Below are 26,571 nucleotides of genomic sequence, written 5' to 3' on the forward strand. Positions count from 1 at the left end.
GCTTATGAATGTCCTGTTTGCATTGCGCGCATATTCACCGGCGGGCAACGGCGGCGGCGGTCCGCTCGCGCGCAGCGGCGTGGGTCTCGCCGCTCATGTCGCGGGCGCCCCAGCGCTGCGCGAGCGCGGCGCACACCATCAACTGGATCTGGTGGAACAGCATCAGTGGCAAGACGACGGCGCCGACCGCATGCGAGGCGAAGATCACCTTGGCCATCGGCACGCCGGCCGCGAGACTCTTCTTCGACCCGCAGAAAATGATGGTGATCTGGTCAGCACGGCTAAAGCCGAGCCGCTTGCTGACGAATATCGTCACGCCGAGAGCCAGCGCGAGCAGCACAACGCACAGCAGCAGCAGACCGCCGAGCGCGGAGAGCGGAATCTGATGCCACAGGCCTTCGTTGACGGCCTCGCTGAACGCGCCGTACACCACCAGCAGAATCGATCCCTGGTCGACGAACTTGAGCACGCCGCGATTGCGCTCGATCCACTTGCCGATCAGCGGGCGCAGCAACTGCCCGGCCACGAACGGCACCAGCAATTGCAGCACGATGTTGCCTACCGTATGCCACGGCGAAGCGCCGCCGCCGGCCGCCTGATTGGTGACGACGAGGCTGACGAGCGCCGGGGTGATGAAGATGCCGAGCAGGCTCGAGGCCGACGCGCTGCATACGGCAGCCGGCACGTTGCCTTTGGCAATGGACGTGAACGCGATCGACGACTGAACCGTAGACGGCAGCGTGCAGAGGAAGAGGACCCCCGCATAGAGCGCCGGCGTGACAAGTGGCGAAAGGAGCGGTTTAAGCGCGAGGCCGAGCAGCGGAAAGAGCGCGAACGTGCTGAGCAGCACCACAAGATGCAGGCGCCAATGCGTCGCGCCCGCAATGATCGCTTCGCGTGAGAGCTTGGCGCCGTGCAGGAAAAACAGCAGGCCGACTGCCACGTTCGTCACCCAGTTGAACCCGACGGCGGCCTGCCCGTGAACCGGCAGCAAGCTGGCAAAAATCACGGTGCCGACGAGGCACAGGGTGAAGTTGTCGGGAAGCAGTTTCGGGCGAGCCATGTCGGAATCTCGATTCGGTGACGCGGAGGAGCGCGCGGGACGTGCGCGTGAAACCGCCGTCCCAGCCTATGGGAAACCGCTATTGTTGTTGATTTTCGATTAAATATGCAAATTCATTTGCCGAATTGATTAATGAGGGTTGTGCATCAACAAGCGTGTTTACGTGTACTTGGACAGCGCCGTGATTCACGTTTCAGTATTGGCGACGTGATCCGTTTGGTCCATGCCGTTTTGACAATCATGGCGAAAATCCACACGCGATTCGTCATACACAAGAGCGCTCGAGCGATCTCTCCAAGTCATTGAAAGCAAGCGGTTTCAGGGTTTTCACGCAAGGGCTCTGTCGCAGAAAAACGTCGCAGTAACAAGGTGTTACATCCGCGTCCGAGGCCTAACACTTTTTGGCTCGACACCCTTTGCCCGCACCCATAAATTACGGTCAAAGGCCGTCGGGATACCCGGCGCCGCGATGTTCTCGCAGCGCTCGTGCCAGTCCCAAAACAAGTCCGTCGCAGCTCGAACGGTGGGCTTCAGGCAAGTCTTCGGGCGTGAGAGTCACTGGGTGGACGGGTTGTCGAGAACGAGGCACTGGGCGTTGGGCGCGGTCATCGCTGCGCTGTGCTCGTTCGCCTATGCGAAAGCGCCGGGCGTGCCGCACGGCGGCGGCGGCGGTTATTCGCATGCCGAAGCAAATCATGCCGTGCGCGGCGAAATGCAAAACGGTGGTCGCTACTACGGCGGGGTCGCGCCAGCACCTGCGCGCAGTACGGTGGCCGATCGTAACGCGCGTCTGCCTCGTGGCGGAGCGAACTTCGCGGGCGGAACTTACGCCGACGGTTTCGACGTCTACAAGCCTGGCGTGCGCCGTGTCGCGGGCCCGGCCGGCTACGCAGGCGACGGTCGCGGCAGCATGCAGTACGCAGGCGCGATCACCCCGGTCAGTGCGGAGTCGCGCACGGTGCCGCGGCCGCCGGCCAATGCGCCGGTTCGTACCGGCTCGATTCGCGCCGACATCGCCCGTTACAACGAGGAACGCGGTTCGCAGCGCGCCATGCAGCGCCAGTCCGACGACCCGCGCCAATCGGAAGGTTCGCCTTACCGGAACTAGTCGATCGCGCTGCGTGCGCTGTGCGTTGCGGTTGTTGCGTGAGCAACCAGTGTTTGCCGTTTAGGCAGCGCACGCACACATCTGTTTCTATCTCCCCGCCACTTCGATATTGTTCCGGTGCCTGCACCTGGGTATCCGACCGCGCCCTCATGCATGCGTTTTCGCGAACCGGATGCCAGGCGTCTTTGCCCATTTCGTCCTCCCAAATTCTCATCGCTTAGTCGCGCCGTACCAGTTCGCCCGCCTTTCAAACCGCTTGATAGCGGCCTTCCACCTCGCCTTCACCCTTAACGCCCGCGCTCAATGTGACGTTTCGACGCCACACTTTTTTGAAAACGCTCGGCAGCACACCCTCTCCCATCGTCAAATTTGGTCGTTTCTGCGGCGGTGCGTCATCCGCATGTCATCTGAGGCGTTATCAACCGGTTCGCTGCAATGTGAGCAACGCTTTGCGCGCCGCGGCAAAACTTGCGGCGGCACGGCGAGCGCGCCATCGGCCATGGCTTTATCAGGCCGATAAGCGACAAAACTAATCAGACCGATATACCGGCAATAACCAACGATATTTTTGTTCATAAAAATGGTCCGCAAAGATGATCCCGCCCAGATTGGCTCGATGATCGAACGGACAACAACAATGATTCGCGCGAGCTCCCCCTTTCGCACAGCCACACCCCTTTTGACAAAGACAGGAGAACCCATGAAAACAAGCATCAGCAGTGCACTGAAGACCACCCTCAAGGCAACCGCGTGTGCCGCTCTGCTGGCCAGTGCATCGTCTGCTTTTGCGCAATCGAGCGTGCAACTCTACGGTCAGGTCGACGAATGGGTCGGCGCGCAGAAATTCCCGGGCGGCAAGACCGCGGTGCAGGTCTCGGGCGGCGGCATGTCGACTTCGTACTGGGGCTTGAAAGGGGCGGAGGATCTGGGCAACGGCTACAAGGCGATCTTCGCGTTGGAGGGGTTCTTCCTGGCGCAAAACGGCCAGTACGGCCGCTTCACCGGCGACACGATGTTCTCGCGTAACGCGTACGTCGGTATCGAGTCGCCCTACGGTACGGTCACGGCCGGTCGTCTGACGACGCCGCTGTTCGTGTCGACGATTCTGTTCAACCCGTTCGTCGACTCGTACCAGTTCTCGCCGATGGTCTGGCACACGTACCTGGGTCTCGGCACGTTCCCGACCTACTCGACGGATCAGGGCGTGACCGGCGATTCGGGCTGGAGCAACGCGGTGTCGTACTCGTCGCCGAACTTCAACGGCTTGAGCGCGACGGCCATGTACGCGCTCGGCAACACGACCGAGAACGGCGCGAAGAAGTGGAGCGGCCAGGTGCTGTACTTCCACGGCCCGTTCGCGGCCACGGCGGTGTATCAGTACGTGAACTTCAACAACGTGCCGAGCGACCTCGGCAGCTTCGGCACGTCGGGCGTGCCCGGCCTGAAGAGCCAGAGCGTCGCGCAAGTCGGCGCGTCGTACGACCTGAAGTTCGTGAAATTCTTCGGCCAGTACATGTACACGTACAACAACCAGCAGGTCACAAGCTGGCACGTGAACACGGCGCAAGGCGGCGCGACGGTGCCGTTCGGCCCGGGCTCGGTGATGGCGTCGTACGCCTACTCGCGCGATGGCGGCGGCTTCGACCAGACCCGTCAGACGGCAGCGCTCGGCTACGACTATCCGCTGTCCAAGCGCACGGACATCTACGCCGCCTACATGTATGACCACATCTCCAATCTGTCGAGCGGCAACACCTACGGCGTCGGCCTGCGCGCGAAGTTCTGAAATTCACGGCCGCGCCGCGCGACACCGCGCTTGCGGGCTTCGTGTAGCGGCCGTATCAGTTTGATCTCCAAGCCCGTCTTCCTCGGAAGGCGGGTTTTTTTGCTTCTGCGCCTCGGGGTTCGTGTGTTGGGAAGCTGTTTTGCCGACCAGGCTTTGATAAACACGGCAAAATGACGCGGATTGATTCCCAAAGCGAGCGATTGAGATGGATACCCTCGTCAGCATGAAAGTGTTCCGCCACGTGGTCGAAGTCGGCAGCTTTGTCGGCGCGGCTGAACGGATGGAGATGTCGGCGGCCATGGCGAGCAAGCATGTGATGCACCTCGAACAGCAACTCGGCGCGCGTCTGTTGAACCGCACCACTCGGCGGGTCGCGCCGACCGAAGCGGGCCGCGAGTACTACGAGCGTCTGAGCCAGGTGCTCACGGAACTTGAGGAGGCCGAGCAGGTGGTCGGCGCGGCGAGCGTCGTGCCGCAGGGGCGCTTGCGGGTGTCGTCGCTGTCGGCGTTTGGCTTGAGCCACGTGATGGCCGCGGTGGCCGACTACGCTGCGCAGTATCCACAGGTCACTGTCGACATAACCTTGTCGGACCGCGTGGTCGAATTGATCGACGAGGGTTTCGATGTCGCGATCCGCGCGTCGCCGAGCGGGTTGAAGTCTTCTTCACTGATCGCGCGGCAGATCGCGACCGCGCACCTCGTGCTGTGCGCGTCGCCCGCGTATTTAAAGCGGCACGGCACGCCGAAGACCGTCGCCGATCTGGCCCGCCACAACTATCTGCAGTACGCAGGCGTGTCGGCGCTCGAAATCGCGCCCGCCACCGGCGACGCTTCGCCGCGCGTGCGTCTGACGGGCAATCTCATCGTCAATCATCTGGAAGCGCAGCGCGTGATCGTGCTGCAAGGCGCGGGCATCGCGATGCTCGGCACCGAAGTGATCGGCGACGATCTGGCCGCTGGGCGTCTCGTGCCACTGCTGGTGGACGAGGTACCGCCGCGCGAGCTGCCCATTCACGTGGTCTACGCGAGCCGTCGGCATCTGTCGGCCAAGGTGCGCTCGTTTGTCGACTTTCTCGCCGAGCGTTTCGCGAACGAATCGCTGTGGCCGTCGCTCGAACAGATCAAGGCATTGGCGGTGCGCTAGGCCGCGCAAGCCACCGAGGCACCCCGACCCGTTTCGCTATACTGGTTGCCAGCACCCATACGCGTAACGATCTGGGGGAGACATGACCGATCTGTCCACGCCGCAGCGCGCCGGCAGCCACAAGCTGCCCGCGGGCCGGCGACTGCGCTTTGTCACGGCGGCTGCGTTGTTCGACGGCCACGATGCGTCGATCAACATCATGCGGCGAATTCTGCAGGCGAGCGGCGTCGAGGTGATTCACCTCGGCCACAACCGCTCGGTCGATGAAGTCGCCACCGCCGCGTTGCAAGAGGACGCCGACGGCGTCGCCGTGTCCAGCTATCAGGGCGGCCACAACGAATATTTCCGCTATCTGGTCGATCTGCTGCGAGCGCGCGGCGGCGAGCGCATCAAGGTGTTCGGCGGCGGGGGTGGGGTCATTGTCCCTGAGGAAATTTCGGAGCTCGAGAGTTACGGCGTCGAGAAGATCTATTCGCCGCAGGACGGACAGCGGCTCGGGCTGCAAGGCATGATCGACGATATGATCGCGCGCTGCGCCGAAGGTGCGCGTGCGGCTGAGGCGGTCGGGCAGAGTCGGGTTGGCGAGTGGGTGGACGAGTTTTCGAAGCGTGGTTTGCCGCGGTTTGATTCGCGCGGCGATGCTGGTGGCGACGAGGATGCCGTGCGAAATCCGTTTAGTCAGGCGAGTCACGTGGGCTGCGCAACGAGCGTGGGTCATGTGGCTAACGCGGCTGACACGGCTGACGCGGCTGACACGGCTGACACGGCTGACGCGGCTGACACGGCTGACGCGGCTGACACGGCTGACACGGCTGACACGGCTGACACGGCCATCGCGGCCAACACAGCCAACACAGCCAACACAGCCAACACAGCCAACACAGCCAACACAGCCAACACAGCCAACACCTCCGACCCAGCGTCCTCCACCTTCCGCCGTCTCGCGCAACTCATCAGCGCGTTCGAAGCGGGCGCCGTCGACGCATCCGCCCGCGAAAAACTGTCCGCGCAAGCCCAGGCAAAAGCAACCGCAACCCCCGTCCTCGGCATCACCGGAACCGGCGGCGCCGGCAAATCCTCGCTCACCGACGAGCTGATCCGACGCTTCCGCCTCGACTACGGCGACGCCCTCACCATCGCCGTCCTCGCCATCGATCCATCGCGCCGCAAGTCCGGCGGCGCGTTGCTGGGCGACCGCATCCGCATGAACGCGATCGGTGACTGGGGCGGCGGCGCGCGCGTCTACATGCGTTCGATGGCAACGCGCGAAGCGTCCAGCGAAGTCTCCGACTCGCTGCCCGATGCGCTCATGCTGTGCAAAGCGGCGGGCTTCGATCTGATCGTGGTCGAAACATCCGGCATCGGTCAGGGCAATGCGGCGATCGTGCCGTTCGTCGACGAATCGCTGTATGTCATGACGCCGGAGTTCGGCGCGGCCAGCCAATTGGAGAAGATCGACATGCTTGACTTCGCCGGCTTCGTCGCGATCAACAAGTTCGATCGGAAGGGCGCGCCGGACGCATTGCGCGACGTCGCCAAACAGGTGCAGCGCAATCGCGCCGACTTCGCGAAGCCGCCGGAAGCGATGCCGGTGTTCGGCACGATCGCCTCGCGCTTTAACGACGACGGCGTGACCGCGCTCTACCGGCACGTCGCCGAAGCGCTTCGCAAGCACGGCTTGCGTTCAGGCGGCGGCCGTCTGGCCGCGCCCGAAGGTCTGCGCTTTTCGAGCGGCCGCAACGCCATCGTGCCGCCGGCGCGGGTGCGCTATCTGGCGGATATCGCGCAGACGATCCACGCTTATCGCGAGCGAGCCGACGCACAAGCGCGTCTGGCGCGCGAGCGTTGGCAACTTGTCGAGGCGCGCCGGATGCTCGGCGAGGCGGGTACACAGGCCGGGGCTGTGACGCAATCGCGGGCAAGCGCGAGTGGCAATTCGAGCGGCAACCCGAACGCTAACTCGGACGCCGACTCGGACGCCGACTCGGACGCCAACGCCAACGCCAACGCCAACGCCAACGCCAACGCCAACGCCAACGCCAACGCCAACGCCAACGCCAACGCCAACGCCAACGCCAACGCTAGCGCCAACGCCAACAGCAACCCAGACCCAAACTCAAACAAACATGCACCAGCAAACGTCACCTCCGCCGACACCCCTTCGCCGCTTCAGCAACTCGACACCCTGATCGCCCAACGCACCGCCTCCCTCGGCGAACGCGAACGCGCGCTCCTCGACACCTGGCCGCAGACCGTCGCAGCCTATTCAGGCGCCGAACACATCGTTCGCATCCGCGACCGCGAAATCCGCACGGCACTCACCGTCACGACACTCTCCGGCTCAGAAGTCCGCAAAGTTTCCCTGCCGAAATTCGCCGATCACGGCGAGATTCTGCGCTGGCTGATGCTCGACAATCTGCCCGGCTACTTCCCGTTCACCGCGGGCGTGTTCCCATTCCGCCGCGAAAACGAAGACCCGACGCGGATGTTCGCTGGCGAAGGCGATCCGCAACGCACCAATCGCCGCTTCAAGCTGCTCTCGGAAGGTATGCCGGCCAAGCGCCTGTCGACCGCCTTCGATTCGGTCACGCTCTACGGCGAAGAACCCGACGAGCGCCCCGACATCTACGGCAAGGTGGGCAATTCGGGCGTTTCGGTGGCGACGCTCGACGACATGAAAACGTTGTACGACGGCTTCGATCTCTGTGCGCCGGAAACCTCGGTCTCGATGACGATCAACGGCCCCGCGCCGACCATCCTCGCGATGTTCTTCAACGTCGCGATCGACCAGCAGATCGCGCGCATGACGCAGCAGCAAGGCCGACCGCTCACGCACGACGAACTCTCCGCCACGCGCCGCGCAGCGCTGGAAAACGTGCGCGGCACCGTGCAAGCCGACATCCTGAAGGAAGACCAAGGCCAGAACACCTGCATCTTCTCGACCGAATTCAGCCTGAAGGTGATGGGCGATATACAGGCGTACTTCGTCGAGCATGGTGTGCGCAATTTCTATTCGGTGTCAATCTCCGGCTATCACATTGCCGAGGCCGGCGCGAACCCGATCTCGCAATTGGCCTACACGCTCGCGAACGGCTTCACCTATGTCGAGGCCTACCTCGCCCGCGGCATGTCGATCGACGACTTCGCGCCGAATCTGTCATTCTTCTTTTCGAACGGCATGGACCCGGAGTACACGGTGCTGGGCCGCGTCGCGCGACGCATCTGGGCCGTCGCCATGCGCGAGCGCTACGGCGCGAACGAACGCAGCCAGAAGCTCAAATATCACGTGCAGACGTCGGGCCGCAGCCTGCACGCGCAAGAGATCGACTTCAACGATATCCGCACCACGCTGCAGGCGCTGATCGCGATCTACGACAACTGCAATTCCCTACACACGAATGCCTTCGACGAAGCGATCACCACGCCCACCGAAGATTCGGTGCGCCGCGCGGTGGCGATCCAGTTGATCATCAACCGCGAATGGGGACTCGCGAAGAATCAGAATCCGAATCAGGGCAGTTTCGTGATCGAGGAACTGACGGACCTCGTGGAAGAGGCTGTGCTCGCCGAATTCGACCGGCTGACCGAGCGCGGCGGCGTGCTCGGCGCGATGGAAACCGGCTATCAGCGCGGACGCATTCAGGACGAGTCGATGTTGTACGAGCATCGCAAGCATGACGGCTCGTATCCGATCGTCGGCGTGAATACGTTTCTGAGCGCGCATCCGCATGAAGCGCCGCAGCCGATCGCGCTAGCCCGTTCCACCGACGACGAAAAACAGAGTCAGTTGCAACGTCTGCGCGCTTTCCAGTCGCAGCATCGCGACGCGGCACCGGCTGCGCTCGAACGCCTGAAGCGCGCGGTGATCGACGATGAAAACGTGTTTGCGGTGCTGATGGACGTCGTGCGTGTCTGCTCGCTCGGGCAGATCACGCACGCGTTGTTTGAAGTGGGCGGGCAGTATCGCCGCAATATGTAAGTCAGGCTGTGCGGTGACTGCTGCCGCTTGGCCTGAAGTTGGGCCAGTGCGCAAAACCGTTTCAGCTTTGGCGCACCGGATGAGGCGCGCGGGTCAAAGGCGTCCGATTGAAGTGTCCTACCAGGCGGCCTGAATCGGCCACCACGAATCAAGCGCCTCCGCCGAGGCCCACAGGCTAACGCGCAACGTGCAACCCCGGCCGAGTGACGCCGGGCTGCATCACCTCAGCGCGCAATCCCGAGCCGCGCCTTCGCATCGTTATATTCCTTCGTCAAACGCTGCACCAGGTCGCCCACGCTCGGCACGTCGTCCATCAGACCGACGCCCTGACCCGCGCCCCAGATGTCTTTCCACGCCTTCGCCTTGTCGCTGCCGAAGTTCATCGCGCTCTTGTCCGATTCTGGCAGCGCGTCCGGGTCCAGTCCGGCGTTCAGGATACTTTCGCGGATGTAGTTGCCGTGCACGCCGGTGAACAGATTCGTATAGATGATGTCCGACGCCGTGGAATTGACGATCGCCTGTTTGTAGCTGTCGACCGCGTGCGCTTCCTTGGTCGCGATGAAGCGCGTGCCCATGTAGGCGAGGTCCGCGCCCATGGCCTGCGCGGCCAGAATCGAACCGCCGTTGGCAATCGAGCCCGACAGTACGATCGGGCCGTCGAATATGCGCCGCACTTCGCCGACCAGCGCGAACGGCGAGGTCGTGCCCGCATGGCCGCCCGCGCCGGACGCGACCAGGATCAGACCGTCGACGCCCGCTTCCAGCGCCTTCTGCGCATGGCGCAGATTGATCACGTCATGCAGCACGATGCCGCCGTAGCTATGCACGGCATCGACAATTTCGCGCGCCGGCGCCCGCAGGCTCGTGATGAAAATCGGCACCTTGTGTTCGACGCATACGCGCACGTCGCGTTCGAGCCGCGTATTCGATTGATGGACGATTTGATTCACGGCGATCGGCCCGATGACCGCATCGGGATTGGCCGCTTTGTGCTCGGCGAGTTGCGCCTGAATCTGCGTGAGCCATTCGTCTAGCAGTTCAGCCGGGCGGGCGTTCAGCGCGGGAAACGAGCCGACGATCCCGGCCTTGCATTGAGCCAGCACGAGTTCGGGATAGCTGACGATGAACATCGGCGAAGCGACGACGGGCAGCGCAAGTTTTTGCAGGACGGCGGGCAATGCCATAGTGCGTGTCTCCTGATTTGAGCGGGCCGGTGCGTCGTTGCGCGTCCGGCGATGACTGAGTTTAGCGGCACATGGCTTGCGGCGCATTCATCCGCCGCAGACATGCGAAAAATTTAAGAACGGTCGTTCGATTATAGGCGAAGCGTGGCGAGCGCGTCCGGTTGAGGCGTTTGGAACAGTTGGAAGGAGTGTTCAGGTTCTATGCTTGCGTGGGCTATCCCACCTCGCGTGGACACATCGGGCTTTTACAATGCAGGGACTCCAAAATCACGAGAGAGACGCCATGGCCTTCGAGAGTTTCACGCCCTTTCGCGTCGCCGTGGGCGATGTCGATATTTTTGGAGTGAAGGGCGGAGCGGGGCCGCCTCTTCTGCTGCTGCACGGCCATCCGCAGTCGCATCTGATCTGGCAGAAGTGCGCCGCGCAACTGGCCGAGCATTTCACGGTGATCGCCACGGACCTGCGCGGTTATGGCGCGTCGAGCAAGCCGCCGAGCGACGCCGCGCACACGCCGTATTCCAAGCGCGTGATGGCGGCCGATCAGGTCGCCGTGATGCGCTATTTCGGCTTCGAACGTTTTCTCGTGTGCGCGCACGATCGCGGCGCGCGCGTCGCGCATCGCATGGCGCTCGATCATGCGGACGCCGTCGAGCGTCTGATGCTGCTCGACATTGCGCCGACGCTCGCGATGTACGAAGCCACCGACCGCACCTTTGCGACGCATTACTTCCACTGGTTCTTCCTGATTCAGCCGGAGCCGCTGCCGGAAACGCTGATCGGCGCGAATCCGGCGGCGTATGTCGACGCGGTGATGGGCAGCCGTCACGCGGGTCTGGCTCCGTTCGAGCCGGCCGCGCTCGACGCCTATCGCGCGGCCCTCGCGCAACCGGACGCGATTCACGCGATGTGCGAGGACTACCGCGCGTCGGCGAGCATCGACCTTGAGCTTGATCGCGCCGACATCGAACGCGGTCATAAGATTGGCTGCCCGTTGCGCGTGCTGTGGGGCGACAAGGGCGTGATCGAGAAGTGCTTCGACGCGCTGGCGGAATGGCGCCATGTGGCGCGCGACGTGAGCGGCCGCGCGCTGTCTTGCGGACACTACATTCCCGAAGAAGCGCCGGACGAACTGGTTGCCGAAATGCTGTCCTTCTTCGAAGCGGTCGAACAGTAAGCCTTTTCCGTTCGTTCCGTTTCATTCATACGCGACGCCGCGCCCGCGCCTCGCTCGCACCTCGCTCAGCCGAGCGGAGGCAGGCGGCGCGCGACCGGCGTCGACTTGACGATCGCGGTGCTGGTCTCCGCGCGCTCGGTGACCTTCGACAAGATCTCGTCGAGTTGCTCGATCGAATGGAGATACAGCCGGCAGATGAAGCAATCGTCGCCCGTCACCTTGTCGCATTCGACGAACTCCGGAATCCGCCGGATCACCTCTTCCACCAGATGCAACTGACCGGGCAGCGGCTTCACGCGCACGATGGCCTGCAGTGTGTAGCCGAGCGCGCGCGGATCGATCTGCACCGTGAAGCGCTCGATCACGCCTTGCGCTTCGAGCCTGCGCACGCGCTCCGCGGTGCTCGGCGCCGACAGGCCGACCTGACGCGCCAGTTCGCTGACCGGCTGGCGGGCGTCATCCGCGAGCGCGGCGAGAAGCGCGCGGTCGGTGTCGTCGAGCGGGGCGGGTGTTGGAGGAACAAGGCGTTTGGTCATGACGGCCTTCGATTATTAGGTTGCGTCGCGAGAATGCTTAAGTTTAGTCATGTATTCGGACGATTGGATTAATTACACTGCTCGTCATGCAGGAATCAATTCGAGGATCGAATCATGGCGTCAAACGAAATCCGCCGCGGAGCCGCGGAAATGACCATGGCCATGCTGATGTCCGGCACCATCGGCTGGCTGGTGGTGTCGTCGCAGCAAAGCCCGTTCAATGTCGTGTTCTTCCGCTGTATTTTCGGCGGCGCGACGCTCGCGCTCGTGTGTGCCTTACTCGGCCTGTTTCAGCGCAAGCTGTTCTCGTGGAAGATGCTCGGCCTCGCCTTGCTCGGCGGCGCGGCAATCGTCATCAACTGGGTGTTGCTGTTCGCCGCGTATTCGCGCGCGTCGATCTCGATGGCGACGGCGGTCTACAACACGCAGCCGTTCATGCTGGTGGCGCTCGGCGCGCTAGTGTTTCGCGAGCGCATCAGCGCGTCGACGGTTGCGTGGCTGGTAATCGCGTTCGTCGGCCTCGTGTTCGTCGTGAAGGTCGAACCGGCGGTGCTGGCGGTGCCGGGGCAATATCTGGTCGGCGTCGCGTACGCGGTGGGCGCGGCGGCAATGTACGCGGTGTCGTCGATCATTACGAAGCGGCTCAAGGGCACGCCGCCGCATCTGATCGCGCTGATCCAGGTGTCGCTCGGCGTGCTGATGCTCGCGCCATTCGTGCGTTTCGATGCGTTGCCCGCAACCGGCGTGCAGTGGCTCGAACTGGTCGTGCTCGGCATCGTCAATACCGGGCTCATGTACGTGCTCCTGTACGGTGCGATCCAGAAGCTGCCGACTTCGATGACGGGCGCGCTCTCGTTCATCTACCCGGTGGTGGCGATCATTGTCGATCGGGTTGCGTTCGGGCAAACGCTTGCGTGGATTCAGGTGCTGGGGGCGGTGCTGATTCTGGTGGCGGCGGCCGGCGTCAATCTCGGCTGGCGGATCGTGCCGCAAAAGCGCCTGTCGTCGACCTGACGGGCGCTGCGCTCTTGCGGCGAATCACGATGCTACGGATTCCCGAGTAACCGGATGCGCAAATTATTCATATCGGTAATGAATCGAAAGACGCGCGACTGCGGGGCCTCGTAACGCGACGTCTTGCAGACGGCTTTGAAAGCGGGCGTCAAACTTCTGTAGGGAAATCACCGATGCGGTCAAAAAACCGGCGCGCGTATCATGCGTCTTGACGCTGATCACGTCCGACAGAATTTCCGCCGCTCGCCTGCAAGGGTCGAGCGGCTTTCTTTTTGTAGCGACGATATCCCGCTTTGCCTCTCAGCAGCGGCGCGTCAGGCCGCGCGCGCGACGATGCGCGCGCCATCCGCTTCCAGCGGCCCATTCCTGGTCGCGAGTTCCTCGACGATCTGCTTCAGCAACGCGGGCCATTCGCCACGCGGCTTGAGCATCGACGCGGCGGCGCGCATCACGCCGGCGTCGTCGAGCATCTGCAGCAAGGTGTCGAAGTGCATCGCGCGGACTTCGAGCAGTTTGAACACGATCAGCACCTTCAGCGCGTTCTTTGCATTGCGTGCGGGATCGGCGCGTAGCCACGCAACACGCGAAAACGCCCGTTCAAGCGCCTGTTCGACATTTGTGAAGGGTGCGCCATGGCCGGGGATCACGAGACGCACGTCGAGCTTCGCAATGGCTTCCAGCACGGCTTGCTCTTCGGCGAAACCGCTTTCGCCCTCCAGTTCGGGAAAGATCACGCCGAAGCCGTTTTCCCACAGCGCGTCCGCGCTGATCAGGATGCGTTCGTCCGCGCAGTAAAGCATGAGCGAATGCGGATCGTGGCCGGGCGCGCCGAGCACATCCCAGTCGAGCGCGCCGAGCCGCAAGCGCGCGCCGGGCGCGATCGTTCCGGTGAAACCGAAGCGCTCGCAGGTCTGGCCGGTGGCGCGAAACGTCAGGCGCGTTTCGTCCCAGTCGCGCACGACGCTGGCTTCCGAGGCCGGAATGACGGTGCGGCATGGCCACGTCGCCTGCAAGAGCGCATTGCCGCCGCAATGGTCCGAATGCAGATGCGTGTTGACGATCAGATCGAGCGGCTGCGCGCCGAGTGCTTGCCGCACGAGGGCGAGCGTTTGCGGCGCGTGCGTGGCGTAGCCGGTATCGACCAGCGCGGCGCAGGCGTCGTCCACCAGCAGCACGTTGTTCGACGAGAGCCAGCCGCGTTCGAAAACCCGAATCGATTCCGGCAGCGCGATCATGGCGAGTTTGGCGCTACTTTTGCGCTTGCGTCTGCGTCTGCATTCGCGGACGCCTCGGGTTTCGGCATCACGAGAATCGTCGACGAACCGATCAACATGGTCTCGCCACGCTGGTTCACGACCGAGCCTTCGAGATGCGTCAGATCGCCGTTCAGACTCGGCTTCCAGTAAGCATGCTTCACGCGCCACGTGATCGTGAGCGTGTCGTTCGCGTGGACGGCTTTCTTCAGCTTGATATCGAAGTCGAGACCGAGCGGTTGCGCGAAGGTCGAATAGTGCGTTGCCAGGAGCGCCATGAAATGCGCGGTGGGCTGCGTGCCGGACGCGATCAGGCCGCCGAAGCGGCTTTGCGCCGCATACGCTTCGTCGTGATGCAGCGGGTTGTGGTCATTGACGAGCGCGGCGAACGACTTCACCGACTCCGCCGACAACTCCAGCGTCGAGCTGAACGTTTCGCCAACCGTGACGATGCGCGGCGCGGCGTTCATCGCCGCACCTTCGGCTGCCTGGCGACGAACTCCGCGTGGCGCAGCTCGATCGCGTCCCAGACCGCGCGCTTCGCGTCGTCGTCGAATAACGACCAGCCTGCGATTTCGTCGATGGTACGCAGGCATCCTTCACACCAGCCAGTCGACGCGTCCATCCTGCACACGTTGATGCAAGGCGACGGCACGGCGTGGTGATCTTCGTTATCGAGGCCCGCTGTCATTGTTGTCGTCGTCATCGCGTCACGCCGTCTCGCGCAGCGCCACGTCGATCACCGGCGCGTTCGTGAGCGCGATCAGCTCTTGCGCGGTCAGATTGAACACCGCGTGCGGATGACCCGCGGCGGCCCACAGACTGTCGAGTTCGAGCAGATCGGCGTCGATCAGCGTGACCGGCTCGGTCGCGTGACCGATCGGGCAGACGCCGCCGATCGCATAGCCGGTTTTTTCGCGGACGAATTTCGCGTCCGCACGGCCGATGTCGCCGACCTGCGCGGCGACTTTCTTTTCATCCACACGATTCGCGCCGCTCGCGATCACCAACACCGGCGCGTCGTCTTCACGGCGGCGAAACAGAATCGACTTGGCGATCTGCGCGACCGAGCAGCCGAGTCCCGCGGCGGCTTCGGCGGAGGTCTTGCCGGTTTCCGGCAGCATCACGATCCGGCCCGCGTGACCGCGTTCGCGCAACAGCAGCGCGACGCGGCGCGCCGAGTCGGGCAGCGCGGTGAGATCGTCGGATTCGAGAGAAGCGTGGTCCGTCATCGTTTCAGGTCCTGATTGATTGCATGAGTGTTGAGCGGTCCCATTGCACCCGCGTCAAACGCAGTTGGCCGCTTCGCTGCGCGCTTTGGCGAGCAGCGCTTTGCCGGCGCGCGAAACATTGGGCCGGCCGATCGACGTCGAGATGAAATCGCCGATCGCCACGACTTGCGCGAGGTCGATGCCGGTTTCGATGCCGAGGCCATTCATCAGATACAGCACGTCTTCGGTCGCGACGTTGCCCGTCGCGCCCTTCGCATACGGACAGCCGCCGAGGCCCGCCACCGACGCGTGATAAATCTCGATGCCTTCCTGCAGCGCCGCGTAGATGTTGGCGAGCGCCTGGCCATAGGTGTCATGGAAGTGGCCGGATAGACGCTCGCGCGGAAACACCTGCGTGACCGCCTCGAACACTTCACGCGCGCGCTTTGGTGTGCCCACGCCGATCGTATCGGCGATATCGATCTCGTCGCAGCCGAGCGCCGCGAAGCGCTGGACCACATCCACGACCGACGCCACCGGCACTTCGCCCTGATACGGACAGCCCAATGCGCACGACACGCTGCCGCGAATCCGCAGGCCATGCTCCTTCGCCGCCTGCGCAACCGGCACGAACCGATCGATGCTTTCCGCGATGCTGCAGTTGATGTTTTTCTGCGAGAACGCTTCGCTGGCGGCGCCGAAAATCACGATCTCGTCGGCACGCGCGGCGAGCGCGCCCTCGAAGCCGCGCAGATTCGGCGTCAGCACCGAGTAGATCGTGCCGGGACGGCGTTCGATGCCGGCCATCACGTCGGCGCCGTCGGCCATCTGCGGCACCCATTTCGGCGACACGAACGAAGCGGCCTCGACGTTACGAAAGCCCGCCGCAGACAGACGGTTGATCAGCTCGATCTTGATCGCGGTGGGCACGAAGTCTTTTTCGTTCTGAAGTCCGTCACGCGGACCGACTTCGACGATTTTCACTTGCTGAGGTAGGGCCATGATGTGTCTCCTATGTCGGCGCCGCGCATGGCGGCGCTCCTTCAACTGGATTCGATAAGTTCAGTATCCGCGTTCGATATTCACCACGCCGCTGATCGTGTCGCCGCGCACGAGCGCGGTGATCTTCTGCGCGACCTGGGCGACGCTTTCTTCGCGCAGCGTCAGCGCGGACACGTGCGGCGTGATCGTGATGCGCGGCTCCCGCCAGAACGGATGATCCGGCGGCAACGGTTCTTCGCGGAACACGTCGAGCGTGGCGGCAGTGATCTGCCCGCTCGCGATGGCGTCCAGCAAATCCTGTTCGACCAGATGCCCGCCGCGCGCCAGGTTGATCAGATAGGCCCCGTGCGCGAGCTTCGCGAAGGTGCGCGCGTTCAGCACATTTGCCGTATCCGGAGTATGCGGCAGCAGATTGACCAGCACTTTCGCGCCGTCGAGAAATGCGTCGAACTGCGCTTCGCCGGCGAATGTCGTGATGCCGTCGATCTGCCGCGGGCTGCGGCTGTAGCCGCGCACCGGCACGCCGAATGCCGCGAGCGTTTGTGCGACATGCGCGCCGAGCACGCCGAGTCCCAGCACGCCGACCGTGAAGGTGTCACGCGGATGCGGCTCGAGCACTTCCCAGCGGCGCTCGTTTTGCAGCGTCTGATATTCGTCGAAACGGCGCAGGTAGCGCAGCACCGCGTGCGTCGCATACTCGGCCATTTGCGGCGCCATGCCGGTGTCCTCCAGCCGGATCAACTGCGCATTACGCGGCAACGTGCCGGGCTGTTCGTGTTCGAGCGCGAGGATCGCGTCGACGCCCGCGCCGAGATTGAAGATCGCGCGCAGATCGTCTCGGCCGGCCAGCATCTCGCGCGGCGGACGCCACACGACCGCGAAATCGGCCGGCGCGGTGTCGCCCGGTTGCCATTCACGCAGATCGGCTTGAGGCAGTGCGCGGGCAAGATCGTGCAGCCACGCGGCAGCGTCGGATTGCGGCGTGTAGAAGAGGATTTTCATACGGTCCGGAAGGCGCCTGCGAGAACGGGTTTGGAGACGAAGAGGCCACAGCATGACCGGCGCGACGGCTGCGGCGTTGCGGACGATGCTTGCGGCATGAGGCCTCCTCCTTTTATGGATAGGCTTCATTCTACTTTTTCGACGCGATTCGCGCGCGTTTGCGTACGGGCGTGCGGTTCGGTGTTGAGCATTCCGCCGCGCGGCGCGTATCCGGCGGCGCATTTGCCTGCGTGCTTGCCCGCATTTGTCCGCGCATTTGCCCCATAAACAAAGCACAAAAACTTGGTTCGCCCGCGCGGCGCCGGGCGGGACAATCACTACCCGGATTCCCGCAGCGAGGCACACACATGCTTTCATGCACCAAATCGACATGGCCGCCGCGGCTCGTCACCGTTCCCGGTCTGCACGGCAGCGAGGGCGCGCACTGGCAGACCTGGCTGGAGCGTCAGTTCGCGCGCTCGCTGCGCGTCGAGCAAGCCGACTGGGACGCGCCGGACCTCGCGGTATGGTCGAAATCGTTGCGCGATCTGCTGGCGCGCGAGCGCGGGCCGTTCGTGCTGGCAGCGCATAGCTTCGGTTGCCTCGCGACGGCGTATGCATTGCAGCAGGCCTCGTATGCGAACGAGGTGGTCGGCGTGCTGTTCGTGGCGCCCGCGAGTCCGCAGAAATTCGCCTTCGCGGGACCGTTCGACGCGCGGCGTCTCGGCGTGCCCTCGATCCTGATCGGCAGCGAAACCGATCCGTGGATGCCGCTCGCCGGTTCGCGCGATCTCGCGCAGCGTTTCGGCAGCGCATTCGTCAATCTCGGCGACGCGGGGCATATCAACACCGCGGCCGGTTTCGGTCCGTGGCCGCGCGCGAAATATTTCGTCGATACGCTGGTGCATTGCGCGGCGCCGCTGCGCTTTCGCGAGGAGTCGTTCGAGGCTGTACAGCATGCGTTCGTGTAAGTGAGCGGGCCGCGGCGTGCGCGCTTCGAGTGACGCGCGTACGGGCCGCTGGCCAAGTAAGCGATCCGTTAGAATCCCGCTTCACGCTGCACGTTCGTGCGGCCACTGGTTTTCATCATCGATAGGCGGGGACAAGATGGCAGGCAAGACGGGGACATCGCGCTGGCTGGCAGCCGGTATGACGGCAATCACGCTCGCGCTGGCGGGCATGTCGACTGCGCACGCGGATACATCGCTGCTCAACGTCTCATACGACGTGACGCGCGAGTTGTACAAGGACATCAACGCCGGCTTCATCGCGGCGTACAAGCAGAAGAGCGGCGAGAACGTATCGATCCGCCAGTCGCACGGCGCGTCGAGCGCGCAGGCGCTGTCGGTGTTGCAAGGCCTGCAGGCTGACGTAGTCACGATGAACCAGCCGAACGACATCGACTTGCTCGCCGAGAAAGGTCAACTGGTGCCGGCCAACTGGCGCGCGCGTCTGCCGAACGACAGCGCGCCCTACACCACGACGATGGTATTCCTGGTACGCAAGGGCAATCCGAAGCACATCAAGGACTGGGACGATCTCGCCAGGCCGGGCGTGCAGGTGGTGATCGCGAATCCGAAGACTTCGGGTAACGGACGCTACACCTATCTGGCCGCGTGGGGTTATCGCAAGCAGCACGGCGGCACCGATGCGCAGGCGCTCGACTTCGAAAAAGAGATCTTCAAGAACGTGCCGGTGCTCGACACGGGCGGCCGCGGCGCGACGACCACCTTCACGCAACGCGGCATCGGCGACGTGCTGGTGACGTTCGAAAACGAAGTCGCACTGATGGACACGGGCCTGGGCGGGGGCAATTTCGAAGCCGTGTATCCGTCGGTGAGTCTACTGGCGGCGCCGCCGGTGTCGATCGTCGACAAGGTGGTCGACAAGCGCGGCACGCGCAAGGAAGCGCAGGCGTATCTCGACTATCTGTGGTCGTCGGCCGCGCAGGAGATCATTGCGCAGCATCATCTGCGTCCGCGTGACAAGACCGTGCTCGCGAAGCACGCGGCGGAGTTCAAGCCGATCAAGACCTTCACCGTCGAAGAGATGTTCGGTAGCTGGCAGAAAGCGCAGCAAACGCATTTCTCTGATGGCGGGACGTTCGATCAGATCATCGTGGATAAGAAGTAAGTTTATTAGCGCCGTCAGTCAGTAAAAAGGCTGCCTCGAAAAACGAGGCAGCCTTTTTTATTGCGCGTGCTCTATCTCGCGCTATGCATACGCTCAGTTCGGCGCAGCGTGCTTATCGCAACTATGTTCGCAGCCGCTTTGATCGAGCGGCATCTGTTGCGCGGCTTCGGCGCGAATGCCGAGACGTTCGAGCAGTTTGCGGTCCGCTTCCGCTTGCGGGTTGCTGGTAGTCAGCAACTGATCGCCGTAGAAAATCGAGTTCGCGCCAGCGAGGAAGCACAACGCCTGCAACGCTTCGTCCATCTGCTCGCGGCCGGCCGACAGACGCACCATCGCGCGCGGCATGGTGATGCGCGCGATCGCGATCGTACGCACGAATTCGAATGGGTCGATTGCCTCAGTGCCGGTCAGCGGCGTGCCTTCCACCTGCACCAGATTGTTGATCGGTACCGATTCCGGATACGGCTCCATGTTCGCCAGTTGCGCAATCAGACCGGCGCGCTCACGGCGCGATTCGCCCAAGCCGACAATCCCGCCGCAGCACACGTTGATGCCCGCATCGCGCACGCGTTCCAGCGTGTCGAGGCGGTCCTGATACGTGCGCGTCGAAATGATCTGCCCGTAGAACTCGGGCGATGTGTCGAGGTTGTGGTTGTAATAGTCGAGGCCCGCTTCGCGCAGCCCTTGCGCCTGATGCGTTTCGAGCATGCCGAGCGTCACGCAGGTTTCCAGACCCATCGCCTTTACGCCACGGATCATGTCCTTGATCGGTTCGAGGTGGCGGTCTTTCGGATTGCGCCACGCGGCACCCATGCAGAAGCGCGTCGCGCCGTTTTCCTTGGCGACCTTGGCGGCGGCGAGCACTTCGTCGACCGGCATCAGCTTGTCGGCTTGGAGGCCCGTGTCGTGATGCACCGACTGCGGACAGTACGCGCAATCCTCCTCGCAGCCGCCGGTCTTGATGGACAGCAGCGTGGACAGTTGCACGGTGTTCGCATCGAAATGCTCGCGATGCGTTTGCTGTGCCTTGAACATCAGGTCGTTGAACGGCAGTTCGTACAACGCGACGATGTCGGCGACGCGCCAGCGCGCGACCTGTTTCGCGCCGGCTGCGGCGTTGGCATTGTTGTTTGCCGCGGCTGTGTCGGCGGGCGTGGGAGCGATGTTCAGTTGCGTCATGTCGTCAATCCTTATGGATGGATATGTGAGTTTTTAGCGCTGCGAATGCGTTTGCATGTGCCGCAGCGTCTGCAAAAGCCGGTTGATGTCGAGTTGGTCCGCCGCAAGTTCGGGCAACGCCGGGTTCAGATTCGGCACGATGCCGAGCAACGGGGCGTCGTATTCACGTGCCAGATGCTCGCGGATCGATGCGATGTTTTCGTCGGGAAACGTCATGTCCGGATCGATGCGGTTCGCGACCCACCCGGCGAGCGTGAGCCCGCGCGCGGCGATTGCTTCGGCGGTCAGCAGCGCGTGGCTGATGCAGCCGAGCCGCATGCCGACCACCAGCACGACCGGCAGCTTCAACGCGACGGCGAGATCGGCGGTGTCCTGAGTGGCCGTCAACGGCACACGAAAGCCGCCGACGCCTTCCACGACCACGATCTCCGCGCGCTTCAAAGCCTGCGCGTGACAATCGACGATATGGTCGAGATCGAACGTAACGTTTTCCAGCGCGGCCGCGATATGCGGCGCGGCCGGTTCCTTCAGCAGATACGGCGTGCGCATCGCGGGCGGCAGCAACACGTTCGAGGCGGCGTCGAGTTGATCTGCGTCTTCGTTATGCAGTACGCTGTTCAGTTCGAATGCGCCGGCGGCGATCGGCTTCATCGCGGCGGCTTGCAGGCCTTCGCGGACAAAGCCGCGCAACAGCGCCGACGAGACGAACGTCTTGCCGATTTCCGTATCGGTGCCGGTGACGAATAAAGACAGTGCGGGTTGATTCAAGCCACTCATGCCGCTTTCGCTCCAAGTTGCTGCAAGCCTGCTTCGAGCCGGTCGAGGTCCGCCTGCGAGTGCGCGGCCGACAGCGAAATACGCAAACGCGACGTTCCGGTCGGTACGGTCGGTGGACGGATCGCCGGCACCCACAGACCCGCGCGATCGAGCGTGGCGGCGATATCGAGCGTGGCATCGTTCGCGCCGATGATGAGCGGCTGCACGGCCGTGTGCGAGTCGACCGGCAACCACGGCGTGGCCTTCAGCATGGCGCGCGTACGTTCGATCAGCTGCTGAAGATGCGCGCGCCGCGCGTCGCCTTCCTCGCCGCCGATGATGCGCAAGCTCGCCGACACCGCGTGCGCCGCGGCCGGCACCGACGCCGTGGTGAAGATGTACGGACGCGCACGCTGCACGAGCCATTCGATCACCGTCTCATGCGCCGTGACGAACGCGCCGGAGACGCCGGCTGCTTTGCCGAGCGTACCGATCGAAATGAGATTCGGCGAACGCAGCGCGGCCTGCGCGATCGCGCCGCGGCCTTGCGGACCGAGCACGCCGAAGCCGTGCGCGTCGTCCACGATCAGCCATGCGCCGTGTTGTTCGGCGAGTTCGAGCAGGCGCGGTAGCGGCGCGATATCGCCGTCCATGCTGAACACGGTATCGGAGACGATCACCTTGACGTCGGCGTCCGAGGCTTCGAGCATCGCGCTCAGCGCTTCCGTATCGCAGTGCGGGTAGATCTGCACGTCGGCGCGGGACAGGCGCGCGCCGTCGATCAGCGACGCGTGATTCAGCGCGTCGGAGAAGAGTGTGGTGCCGCGGCCCGCGAGTGCAGTGAGCGTGGCGAGATTCGCCATGTAGCCGGTGCTGAAGTAGAGCGCGCGCGCGTTGTCGACGAAACCGCCCGCGAATTCCGCGAGATCGTCTTCGAGTTGCGCATGCGCGCGCGAGTGCCCGCCGAGCAGATGCGAGCCGCCGCTGCCTGCGCCATAACGCTGCGCGCCCTCAGCGATCGCCGCAATGAGCTGCGGATGCGCGGCGAGACCGAGATAGTCGTTGCTGGCGAAGCCGATGATTGCGCGGCCGTCCACGGTCATGTGCGCCGCGCACGGCGTGTCGGCGGTGCGGCGGCGACGGCGCAGGCCACGCGCGTCGATTTCCTTCAGGCCTTCAGTGAGCGTGTCGAGCAGATGCATTAGCGGGTCTCCGCGAGCGTGGCTTCGAAGGTTTCGCGGGTGCGTGCGGCGAGCAGCGCGAGTTCTTCGTCGTCGAGGATATAAGGGGGCATCAGATACACCGTGGTCGAAATCGGGCGCAGCAGCAGTTCGCGCTGCAGCGCGTTTTCGAAGAAGCGGCGCGAGAATGTTTTGGCTTGCTGAGCATCGTCGAGCACGGCGTCGAATGCGAAAAGCGTGCCGCACTGACGCAGATTGCGGACTTGCTTGTGCTCGGCTAGCGGTGCGAGCGCGGCTCTCAGCTTGGCGGATTTTTGCGCGTTGACGGCGAGCACGTTGTCGCTCGCGAAGAGATCGAGCGTGGCTAGCGCCGCGCGGCAAGCGAGCGGATTGCCCGTGTACGAATGCGAGTGCAGGAAGCCGCGCGCCGTGTCGTCGTGGTAGAAGGCTTCGAAAATTTCGTCGCGGGACAGCACGATCGAGAGTGGCAGATAGCCGCCGCTGATGCCTTTCGACAGACACAGAAAGTCCGGCCAGATGGCGGCCTGTTCGCAGGCGAAGAAGGTGCCGGTGCGTCCACAGCCGACGGCGATTTCATCGGCGATCAGATGCACGCCGTATTGGTCGCACAAGGCGCGCAATCCCGCGATATACGACGCGTCGTGCATGGCCATGCCGGCGGCGCACTGCACGAGCGGCTCGACGATCAGCGCGGCGATTTTCGCGGCGCGTGCTTCGAAGAGCGAGCGAACGTTATCGAGCGCGCGGCGCGCGACGTCGGCGGCGGTTTCGCCTGGCTGCGCGAGGCGTGCGTCGGGCGATGCCACGACGTGCGCGTGGCGGATGAGCGGATCGTAGGCGTCTTTGAAGAGCGCGACGTCAGTGACGCCGAGCGCGCCGATGGTTTCGCCGTGATAGCTGTTGGCGATGCAGACGAATTCCTGCTTGTCGGCGAAACCGCGATTGCGCCACGAGTGGAAGCTCATCTTCAGGGCGATTTCGACGGCGGACGCGCCGTCTGACGCGAAGAACGCGTGGCCCAGCGTGTTGTTCGTGAGCGCGCCGAGCCGTTCGGCGAGTTCGATGGCCGGTTCGTGCGTGCAGCCGGCGAGCATGGCGTGTTCGAGCGTGTCGAGTTGATCTTTCAGCGCCGCGTTGATGCGCGGATTGGCGTGGCCGAACAGGTTGACCCACCAGGAGCTGATGGCATCCAGATAACGATGGCCGGCGCGGTCGTAGAGCCACGCGCCCTGGCCGCGCGCGACGGGCACGAGCGGCAGGCGCTCGTGGTGCTTCATCTGCGTGCAGGGGTGCCAGACGGCGCGCAGGCTGCGGGCGATCCAGTCTTCAGGGACGGCTGACGGTGGTGCAGGGTTTTCCAAAGGGTACTCCACGGGGTGCTTTTTTTGCCGCTGCGCGGCGTGGCTTTTTAGGGCCATTTTTCAGACGCGTGGCGCGGACTTGTTTGCGCTCTCGCGCGGCCCTGGGCGGGCTTGCGGGGTCGAGATTAGCGGTTTATTTCGTCGTGTGCACTAGGGCTGTGAGCGCGGTTTTTGCCTGCGGCGACGGGGTTCGCCGATGTTCGGGGCAGGTCGTTTCTGTTTTAGCCCGAAGGTCGCAAATGGGCGGAGTTGACGACGGCAAAGTAATTGGCGGTTACTGGCGCGGAACTGAGGTTTTGCACGTTCGACGGTTTTTTGTTCGGTGGTTTGTGCCCGGCAGTCCTTAAGCCACCACCGTTTTTTCGGCTGCATCAAAGGCCGGGGGCGTGGCGGACATGCCTGCATGTTTTTGCAGAGTTTTCCCGTCCCGCGATGCCCTGCTGTGCGCTTCAATCTCTCTTCCGGGCGATGCCGCGCCCATTCCCCAAAAAAACCTATGCAAGAGAGAGAAGACACGCCCGGCCGTTCGCGCGGCGAGAGGCGTCGCCCATTTACCCCGCCAATGCGTGACCGGCATTGACGCGAAGCGATGGACCCGCGACTGCTCGACTACTACAGCCGTGAACTGCTCTACATCCGCGAGTTGGCGATGGAGTTTGCCGCCGCGCATCCAAAGATCGCACGGCGGCTCGGCATGCACGCCGGCGAGATCGGCGACCCTTACGTGGAGCGCCTGCTGCAGTCGTCGGCATTCGTGACCGCCCGGGCGCAAATCCGGCTGGACGACGCGTTCCCGGAATTCACGCTGCCGCTGTTGCAGACCGTCTATCCGAACTACACGTGTCCGACACCGTCGATAGCCGTTGCGCGATTCTTCCCGCTTGCACAAGGTAAGCATGCCGTGAACGGCACGGTCGTGCCGCGCGGCACCGCATTCCCCTCGCGCATTCCCGATGGCGAACTCACCGCCTGTGAATTCCGCAGCAGCCAGGACGTCACGCTGTTTCCCCTGGAGATCGTGCAGGCGCGGCTGACCGGAATTCCACCCGACATTCCCATGCTCGACCGGTATGTGCCGGCGGGCCGGACTGCGCATGGTGCGCTGCGTCTGCGGTTGCGCACGACGAACGGCGCGTCGATTGCGAATCTGGCCGGACTGGACCGGTTGCCGGTCTATCTCTCGGGTGATGAAACCACCGCCTCGCATCTGTTCGAACTGATTCATGCGGCGGGCGTCGTCACCGTGATTGGCGTCCCCGGCGAGTTCGCGACCGGCACGTTGCACGCGGTCACGCGCGACGCGGTTGTGCATGAAGCGCTCGAACCGGAACAAAGCCTGCTGCCCGCCGTGCCTCGCAAGTTCCACGGTCACAACCTGTTGCAGGAGTATTTCGCCTGTCCCGCACGCTTCTGGTTCTTCACGCTCACAGGGCTGGCCAAGGGACTCGCCTCGATTGCGGGTAACGAGGCCGAAATCGTGCTTCTGCTGGAGCGCCCCGTGGACAGGCTGGCCGAGACCGTTGACGCGTCGCACTTCGCGCTGTTCTGTACACCGGTCATCAATCTCTTCCCTAGGCGCACGGACCGGCTCGATCTCGATCCGGACCGGCAGTCACACCGGCTTGTGCCCGTACCGGCCGCGTCTTCTGATTACGCTGTGCATTCCGTGCAGGCGGCCTGGGGCCAGGTTTCCGAAGATTCTGAAGCGCTGCGTTTTTATCCGCTGCATGCGTCCGTTGGCGAAAGCACGAGCCGCGGCGCGCGCTATTTCACGATTCGCCGCGAACCGAACCGGGCTGAAGAGGACGGTCGCCACTACGGCACGCGCCGTCCGTTTACCGAGACGCGCACCTTCATTTCGCTGGTTGACCGGGATGAGCAGCCCAATACCGAGCGGATTCACTACCTGTCGCTCGAGGCGTTGCTGACCAACCGCGATCTACCGTGCTTGATTCCGTGCGACGGCAGGCGTGACCTGTTCCCGCACAAATCGATACCGGCTGAAAGCGTCGGCCTGGTGCGCGCGCCGACCATGCCCCGGCCACCGCTGGCCTCCGGCGAGCGGGCATGGCAGTTGTACGGCCAGCTCAACCTCGGCTACATGACCTTCGACGAGCCGCCCGACCGGCCGGCGACCGGCGACGCATTGCGCAGACTGCTGCGTCTGTATCTGAGCGAGGATGCCGCCGTGCTGCGCCGTCAGGTCGAAGCGCTAAGGAGCGCGACGGCGACGCCCGTGAACCGCCGCTTGCCGCCGCACTTCCCGCAGCCGTTCGGCCGCGGTATCGAATGCACGCTTACTTTCGACGAAAGCGGGTTTGACGGCATGAGTCCGTACACGCTCGGGCTCGTGCTGGAGCGCTACGTCGCCCGTCATGTGTCGGAGCGCTCATTCACGACAACCGTGCTGTGCTCGACGCAGCGCGGACGCCTCACGCACTGGCCACCGCGCGCGGGTACGCGCGGCGCGGCCTGAGCGGCCCTATCTGTGGATTGACCCAACGA

General features: G+C 63.7%; 23 protein-coding genes. 9 read left to right on the plus strand and 14 right to left on the minus strand.

Features of this window, described 5'->3' with window-relative positions; genetic code table 11:
• Nucleotides 1–34: 34 nt before the first annotated feature.
• Nucleotides 35–1,063 (minus strand): bile acid:sodium symporter family protein, encoded by a 1,029-nt coding sequence (locus BPHYT_RS02065; RefSeq protein ID WP_012431495.1) that lies wholly within the window; start codon nucleotides 1,061–1,063, stop codon nucleotides 35–37.
• Between the two features lie 562 nt (nucleotides 1,064–1,625).
• Here BPHYT_RS02065 and BPHYT_RS02070 point away from each other — a divergent pair.
• Nucleotides 1,626–2,171, plus strand: a complete 546-nt coding sequence (locus BPHYT_RS02070) for a hypothetical protein (protein WP_041758210.1) — start codon at nucleotides 1,626–1,628, stop codon at nucleotides 2,169–2,171.
• Nucleotides 2,172–2,534: 363 nt separating this feature from the next.
• Here BPHYT_RS02070 and BPHYT_RS38045 read toward each other — a convergent pair whose 3' ends face one another.
• Nucleotides 2,535–2,747 (minus strand): hypothetical protein, encoded by a 213-nt coding sequence (locus BPHYT_RS38045; protein WP_148225058.1) that lies wholly within the window; start codon nucleotides 2,745–2,747, stop codon nucleotides 2,535–2,537.
• A gap of 124 nt (nucleotides 2,748–2,871) precedes the next feature.
• Between BPHYT_RS38045 and BPHYT_RS02075 the strand changes: the two genes are divergently transcribed.
• From BPHYT_RS02075 to BPHYT_RS02085, 3 genes are all read left to right on the plus strand, one after another.
• Nucleotides 2,872–3,957: a porin gene (locus tag BPHYT_RS02075; protein ID WP_012431497.1), complete on the plus strand. Its 1,086-nt coding sequence runs from the start codon at nucleotides 2,872–2,874 to the stop codon at nucleotides 3,955–3,957.
• A 205-nt stretch (nucleotides 3,958–4,162) separates the two neighbouring features.
• Nucleotides 4,163–5,101 (plus strand): LysR family transcriptional regulator, encoded by a 939-nt coding sequence (locus tag BPHYT_RS02080; protein WP_012431498.1) that lies wholly within the window; start codon nucleotides 4,163–4,165, stop codon nucleotides 5,099–5,101.
• Between the two features lie 82 nt (nucleotides 5,102–5,183).
• Nucleotides 5,184–9,080, plus strand: coding sequence for a methylmalonyl-CoA mutase family protein (locus BPHYT_RS02085; protein ID WP_012431499.1), 3,897 nt, complete (start codon nucleotides 5,184–5,186; stop codon nucleotides 9,078–9,080).
• A gap of 224 nt (nucleotides 9,081–9,304) precedes the next feature.
• Here the strand turns inward: BPHYT_RS02085 and BPHYT_RS02090 are convergent, their stop codons facing one another.
• On the minus strand, nucleotides 9,305–10,264 hold the full coding sequence (locus BPHYT_RS02090) for an NAD(P)H-dependent flavin oxidoreductase (RefSeq protein ID WP_012431500.1): 960 nt from the start codon (nucleotides 10,262–10,264) through the stop codon (nucleotides 9,305–9,307).
• Between the two features lie 283 nt (nucleotides 10,265–10,547).
• On the opposite strand from BPHYT_RS02090, the gene BPHYT_RS02095 reads away from it, so the two are divergent.
• Entirely contained in the window at nucleotides 10,548–11,438 is an 891-nt protein-coding gene (locus tag BPHYT_RS02095; protein WP_012431501.1) for an alpha/beta fold hydrolase, read from the plus strand.
• Between the two features lie 65 nt (nucleotides 11,439–11,503).
• Here BPHYT_RS02095 and BPHYT_RS02100 read toward each other — a convergent pair whose 3' ends face one another.
• Entirely contained in the window at nucleotides 11,504–11,974 is a 471-nt protein-coding gene (locus BPHYT_RS02100) for an Lrp/AsnC family transcriptional regulator (protein WP_012431502.1), read from the minus strand.
• Nucleotides 11,975–12,088: 114 nt separating this feature from the next.
• Here BPHYT_RS02100 and BPHYT_RS02105 point away from each other — a divergent pair, with 114 nt between their 5' ends.
• The gene (locus BPHYT_RS02105; RefSeq protein WP_012431503.1) at nucleotides 12,089–12,988 is read left to right on the plus strand and encodes a DMT family transporter; all 900 of its coding nucleotides are present in this window, start codon (nucleotides 12,089–12,091) and stop codon (nucleotides 12,986–12,988) included.
• 314 nt (nucleotides 12,989–13,302) lie between these two features.
• On the opposite strand, the gene BPHYT_RS02110 is transcribed toward BPHYT_RS02105, so the two are convergent.
• Genes BPHYT_RS02110 through BPHYT_RS02135 form a run of 6 tightly spaced genes read right to left on the minus strand, consistent with a single transcriptional unit; the run spans nucleotide 13,303 to nucleotide 17,456 of the window.
• The gene (locus tag BPHYT_RS02110; protein WP_012431504.1) at nucleotides 13,303–14,223 is read right to left on the minus strand and encodes an MBL fold metallo-hydrolase; all 921 of its coding nucleotides are present in this window, start codon (nucleotides 14,221–14,223) and stop codon (nucleotides 13,303–13,305) included.
• The gene (locus tag BPHYT_RS02115; protein ID WP_012431505.1) at nucleotides 14,220–14,711 is read right to left on the minus strand and encodes a MaoC family dehydratase; all 492 of its coding nucleotides are present in this window, start codon (nucleotides 14,709–14,711) and stop codon (nucleotides 14,220–14,222) included. Before BPHYT_RS02115 ends, BPHYT_RS02110 begins: the two co-directional genes overlap by 4 nt.
• Nucleotides 14,708–14,947, minus strand: coding sequence for a DUF1289 domain-containing protein (locus tag BPHYT_RS02120; protein WP_012431506.1), 240 nt, complete (start codon nucleotides 14,945–14,947; stop codon nucleotides 14,708–14,710). The genes BPHYT_RS02115 and BPHYT_RS02120 overlap by 4 nt, the downstream gene beginning before the upstream one ends.
• Nucleotides 14,948–14,951: 4 nt before the next feature.
• The gene (locus tag BPHYT_RS02125) at nucleotides 14,952–15,473 is read right to left on the minus strand and encodes a YbaK/EbsC family protein (RefSeq protein ID WP_012431507.1); all 522 of its coding nucleotides are present in this window, start codon (nucleotides 15,471–15,473) and stop codon (nucleotides 14,952–14,954) included.
• Between the two features lie 54 nt (nucleotides 15,474–15,527).
• Complete coding sequence (locus tag BPHYT_RS02130; protein WP_012431508.1) at nucleotides 15,528–16,454, minus strand: hydroxymethylglutaryl-CoA lyase; 927 nt, start codon at nucleotides 16,452–16,454, stop codon at nucleotides 15,528–15,530.
• A 60-nt stretch (nucleotides 16,455–16,514) separates the two neighbouring features.
• Nucleotides 16,515–17,456: a 2-hydroxyacid dehydrogenase gene (locus BPHYT_RS02135; protein WP_012431509.1), complete on the minus strand. Its 942-nt coding sequence runs from the start codon at nucleotides 17,454–17,456 to the stop codon at nucleotides 16,515–16,517.
• 347 nt (nucleotides 17,457–17,803) lie between these two features.
• On the opposite strand from BPHYT_RS02135, the gene BPHYT_RS02140 reads away from it, so the two are divergent.
• Complete coding sequence (locus tag BPHYT_RS02140) at nucleotides 17,804–18,406, plus strand: RBBP9/YdeN family alpha/beta hydrolase (protein WP_012431510.1); 603 nt, start codon at nucleotides 17,804–17,806, stop codon at nucleotides 18,404–18,406.
• A gap of 136 nt (nucleotides 18,407–18,542) precedes the next feature.
• Nucleotides 18,543–19,568 carry a sulfate ABC transporter substrate-binding protein gene (locus BPHYT_RS02145; RefSeq protein ID WP_012431511.1) on the plus strand — a complete coding sequence of 342 codons (1,026 nt, stop codon included), beginning with the start codon at nucleotides 18,543–18,545 and terminating at the stop codon, nucleotides 19,566–19,568.
• A 93-nt stretch (nucleotides 19,569–19,661) separates the two neighbouring features.
• Here the strand turns inward: BPHYT_RS02145 and bioB are convergent, their stop codons facing one another.
• From bioB to bioA, 4 genes are read right to left on the minus strand one after another with little or no spacing between them, the layout of a single operon-like run.
• Nucleotides 19,662–20,747, minus strand: coding sequence for a biotin synthase BioB (gene bioB, locus BPHYT_RS02150; protein ID WP_012431512.1), 1,086 nt, complete (start codon nucleotides 20,745–20,747; stop codon nucleotides 19,662–19,664).
• Between the two features lie 33 nt (nucleotides 20,748–20,780).
• The gene (gene bioD / locus BPHYT_RS02155; RefSeq protein WP_012431513.1) at nucleotides 20,781–21,524 is read right to left on the minus strand and encodes a dethiobiotin synthase; all 744 of its coding nucleotides are present in this window, start codon (nucleotides 21,522–21,524) and stop codon (nucleotides 20,781–20,783) included.
• On the minus strand, nucleotides 21,521–22,705 hold the full coding sequence (gene bioF / locus BPHYT_RS02160) for an 8-amino-7-oxononanoate synthase (protein ID WP_012431514.1): 1,185 nt from the start codon (nucleotides 22,703–22,705) through the stop codon (nucleotides 21,521–21,523). The genes bioD and bioF overlap by 4 nt, the downstream gene beginning before the upstream one ends.
• Complete coding sequence (gene bioA / locus BPHYT_RS02165; protein WP_041758214.1) at nucleotides 22,705–24,066, minus strand: adenosylmethionine--8-amino-7-oxononanoate transaminase; 1,362 nt, start codon at nucleotides 24,064–24,066, stop codon at nucleotides 22,705–22,707. The genes bioF and bioA overlap by 1 nt, the downstream gene beginning before the upstream one ends.
• Nucleotides 24,067–24,655: 589 nt before the next feature.
• Between bioA and tssF the strand changes: the two genes are divergently transcribed.
• Complete coding sequence (gene tssF, locus BPHYT_RS02170) at nucleotides 24,656–26,542, plus strand: type VI secretion system baseplate subunit TssF (protein WP_012431516.1); 1,887 nt, start codon at nucleotides 24,656–24,658, stop codon at nucleotides 26,540–26,542.
• The last annotated feature ends 29 nt before the right edge of the window (nucleotides 26,543–26,571 follow it).

The organism is Paraburkholderia phytofirmans PsJN (assembly GCF_000020125.1).
GTDB lineage: Bacteria > Pseudomonadota > Gammaproteobacteria > Burkholderiales > Burkholderiaceae > Paraburkholderia > Paraburkholderia phytofirmans.

Coding starts and splice junctions, on each gene's coding strand:
- BPHYT_RS02145 (WP_012431511.1), top strand. CDS start 18,543: ATGGCAGGCAAGACGGGGACATCGCGCTGGCTGGCAGCCGGTATGACG.
- tssF (WP_012431516.1), top strand. CDS start 24,656: ATGGACCCGCGACTGCTCGACTACTACAGCCGTGAACTGCTCTACATC.
- BPHYT_RS02130 (WP_012431508.1), bottom strand. CDS start 16,454: ATGGCCCTACCTCAGCAAGTGAAAATCGTCGAAGTCGGTCCGCGTGAC.
- BPHYT_RS02090 (WP_012431500.1), bottom strand. CDS start 10,264: ATGGCATTGCCCGCCGTCCTGCAAAAACTTGCGCTGCCCGTCGTCGCT.
- BPHYT_RS02135 (WP_012431509.1), bottom strand. CDS start 17,456: ATGAAAATCCTCTTCTACACGCCGCAATCCGACGCTGCCGCGTGGCTG.
- BPHYT_RS38045 (WP_148225058.1), bottom strand. CDS start 2,747: ATGAACAAAAATATCGTTGGTTATTGCCGGTATATCGGTCTGATTAGT.
- BPHYT_RS02085 (WP_012431499.1), top strand. CDS start 5,184: ATGACCGATCTGTCCACGCCGCAGCGCGCCGGCAGCCACAAGCTGCCC.
- BPHYT_RS02105 (WP_012431503.1), top strand. CDS start 12,089: ATGGCGTCAAACGAAATCCGCCGCGGAGCCGCGGAAATGACCATGGCC.
- bioD (WP_012431513.1), bottom strand. CDS start 21,524: ATGAGTGGCTTGAATCAACCCGCACTGTCTTTATTCGTCACCGGCACC.
- BPHYT_RS02075 (WP_012431497.1), top strand. CDS start 2,872: ATGAAAACAAGCATCAGCAGTGCACTGAAGACCACCCTCAAGGCAACC.
- bioB (WP_012431512.1), bottom strand. CDS start 20,747: ATGACGCAACTGAACATCGCTCCCACGCCCGCCGACACAGCCGCGGCA.
- BPHYT_RS02125 (WP_012431507.1), bottom strand. CDS start 15,473: ATGACGGACCACGCTTCTCTCGAATCCGACGATCTCACCGCGCTGCCC.
- BPHYT_RS02095 (WP_012431501.1), top strand. CDS start 10,548: ATGGCCTTCGAGAGTTTCACGCCCTTTCGCGTCGCCGTGGGCGATGTC.
- bioF (WP_012431514.1), bottom strand. CDS start 22,705: ATGCATCTGCTCGACACGCTCACTGAAGGCCTGAAGGAAATCGACGCG.
- BPHYT_RS02120 (WP_012431506.1), bottom strand. CDS start 14,947: ATGACGACGACAACAATGACAGCGGGCCTCGATAACGAAGATCACCAC.
- BPHYT_RS02140 (WP_012431510.1), top strand. CDS start 17,804: ATGCTTTCATGCACCAAATCGACATGGCCGCCGCGGCTCGTCACCGTT.
- BPHYT_RS02110 (WP_012431504.1), bottom strand. CDS start 14,223: ATGATCGCGCTGCCGGAATCGATTCGGGTTTTCGAACGCGGCTGGCTC.
- BPHYT_RS02100 (WP_012431502.1), bottom strand. CDS start 11,974: ATGACCAAACGCCTTGTTCCTCCAACACCCGCCCCGCTCGACGACACC.
- BPHYT_RS02115 (WP_012431505.1), bottom strand. CDS start 14,711: ATGAACGCCGCGCCGCGCATCGTCACGGTTGGCGAAACGTTCAGCTCG.
- BPHYT_RS02080 (WP_012431498.1), top strand. CDS start 4,163: ATGGATACCCTCGTCAGCATGAAAGTGTTCCGCCACGTGGTCGAAGTC.
- BPHYT_RS02065 (WP_012431495.1), bottom strand. CDS start 1,063: ATGGCTCGCCCGAAACTGCTTCCCGACAACTTCACCCTGTGCCTCGTC.